2 protein-coding genes and 1 pseudogene are annotated in these 2358 nt (G+C 66.1%); 1 reads left to right on the forward strand and 2 read right to left on the reverse strand.

Features of this window, described 5'->3' with window-relative positions:
- A partial coding sequence (locus AC5RUJ_RS14800) for an Ig-like domain-containing domain (protein ID WP_494128916.1) occupies positions 1 to 705 on the forward strand: 705 nt, incomplete at its 5' end.
- Positions 706 to 988: 283 nt separating this feature from the next.
- Here AC5RUJ_RS14800 and AC5RUJ_RS14805 read toward each other — a convergent pair.
- Together AC5RUJ_RS14805 and AC5RUJ_RS14810 are read right to left on the reverse strand one after the other, a co-directional pair.
- Entirely contained in the window at positions 989 to 1795 is an 807-nt protein-coding gene (locus tag AC5RUJ_RS14805; RefSeq protein WP_494023864.1) for a carbon-nitrogen hydrolase family protein, read from the reverse strand.
- A 222-nt stretch (positions 1796 to 2017) separates the two neighbouring features.
- A pseudogene (locus tag AC5RUJ_RS14810) lies at positions 2018 to 2358 on the reverse strand (aspartate aminotransferase family protein); the annotation flags it as partial.

Below are 2358 nucleotides of genomic sequence, written 5' to 3' on the forward strand. Positions count from 1 at the left end.
CGCACCTACACCGTGCAGCTGACCGGCGGCATCCGGGACCTTTCGGGTAACCCGATCACGGCCACCACATGGAGCTTCACCACCGAAGCCGCGCCGGCCATCGCCGGACGGACCCCGGCGGTGAACGGCACCAACGTGGCCACCAATGGGAACCTGACGGTGACGTTCAGCGAACCAGTCCGGGGCGTCAGCGCCAGCACGGTGACGCTGAAGACCGCCGCAGGCGCGGTTGTACCGGCGACGGTCAGCTACAACTCTGCGAAGCGCACGGTCACCGTGACTCCCAAGGCGATTTTGCCGAGCAGCACCCGCTTCACGGTGAGCCTCAGCAACGGCATCACGGACGTCAACGGCAACCGCCTGGCGGCCTCCAGCTGGAGCTTCACGACGGAAAGCCGCCCCACGGTGTCCAAGCGGACGCCGGCAGCCGGAGCCACGTCGGTCAGCCGGAGCGGCAACGTGTACGTGAAGTTCAGCGAGGCTGTCTCCGGAGTCAGCGGGACCAGCTTCAAGCTGGTCGACAGCAAGGGCAAGACCGTTTCGGCCAGGATCAGCTACAACTCGAGCACCAAGACGGCAACCCTGAACCCGTCGAGCAACCTGAAGGCCAATGCGAGCTACAAGGTTCAGCTGAGCAGCAGCATCAAGGATGCCTCGGGCAACCGGCTGTCGGCCACCAGCTGGTCCTTTCGAACCGGACGGTAAATAACCGCCTCAACCAATAGAGTCCAGGCTTCGGAGTAATCCGGGGCCTGGACTCTGTTCGGGCCCAGGAGCCCCGAGGCCCACCGGCGTCAACACATCCCCGACCACCGGGATGACAGAAGCCGCGCCACAGCTTGTTGGGGGGTTAAGCTCTGGCGCGGCTTCCTCATCTACGTAATCGCGGCCGGATACGGAAAAGTTACGGGTTGGGTGAAAACTTTCTCGAAAATATTTTTGACCGCCCCCGGCCGCCCCTCCCGGCCGCCGCCCGGCCGCCGCAGCATCAGTGCGCCGAGACGATCTCCACCGTGTTGGTGAGCCGCCGGTTTTTCAGCACCGGCAAAAACTCGCGCACCTCGTCGATCCGGCGCCTGGTCACGTCAACGGTGACCACGCCGCGGAGTTCGTCGTCCAGGAAGCCCTTCGGGATGCCCATCGGGTCCAGGATCGCCGAATGGCCCACGGTGTTGGTGCTCGACGTGCCGGCCGCGGCCACCCAGCAGGTGTTCTCGATGGCACGGGCGCGCAGCAGCGTTTCCCAGTGGTCGATCTTGTGGTCACCCTTGAACCAGGCGGCCGGAACGCAGAGTACGTCGGCGCCCTCCGATGCCAGCGCGCGGGCGAGCTCGGGGAAGCGGAGGTCGTAGCAGGTAAGCACCCCGAAGTTCAGGTCGCCCAGCTGCACGATCTTCAGGCCGCCGTCGCCGGGCTTGATCCGCTTGGACTCCTGGTACGAGAACGCGTCGTAGAGGTGAAGCTTGCGGTAAGTGTCGACAATCCGGCCGGTGGCGTCGACGATCACCAGCGTGTTGTACGGCCGTTCCTCGCCGCTGGATTCGTAGCCGCCGGCGATGATCGCGATGCCGACTTCGGCGGCGATGAAGGACAGCTGCTGCACGAACTTGGTCCAGTTGGCGTCCACGGCCGCGGCCAGGTCGCCCTCGACGTGGCGCACGGTGAACATCGATTCCTCGGGAAACACGACCAGCTCGGCGCCGTCGGCCTTGGCTTCTTCCGCGAGCGAGCGCACCGTCTGGAGGTTCTCGGTCACGTCCCCGCTGGGGTTAAGCTGTCCGACGCTGATCTTCATGATGCGCTCCCGTCTTGATGGCGGTGTGTATGTCCTTCCAGCCTACCTAAGACCAACTCGCCGGACGCTTCCGCAAGCCCAGTGGATTCACCGCACGACGACGGCGCACCGGCTCAGTGGGTACCGGCGCCACTCCTTTTGCGACTCGCGGAGTGCCCCGGCCATCCGGGCCTGCCCTGCAATGCCGGCGGCTTGCCGAGTTATCCGGCACTCCGGTCGGCGTCAGAGGCTATCGGCGCAGCGCAGGATCGCCTCCACGGAGCGGTCGGCGTCTTCTTCCGTGGTGGACCAGTTGCTGACGCTTATCCGCATGGCGGCCCTGCCGTGCCACGTGGTCCCCGAGAGCCAGAGTGTTCCGTCCTCCTGCACCCGGCGCACCACCTCGCGGGTGAAGTCGTCCGGGTCCGAGCCGTCCTCCGGCGTGAACCGGACCAGCACCTGGTTGAGCACCACCTCGTTGAGGATCTGCACGCCGTCCGCCTCGACCAGCCGCCCGGCCATCCGCGATGCCAGCGAACAGCAGCGCCCCACGAGGTCCGCCACCCCCTCGCGGCCGAGCGTCC

Source organism: Arthrobacter sp. Y3223164, from assembly GCF_059091005.1.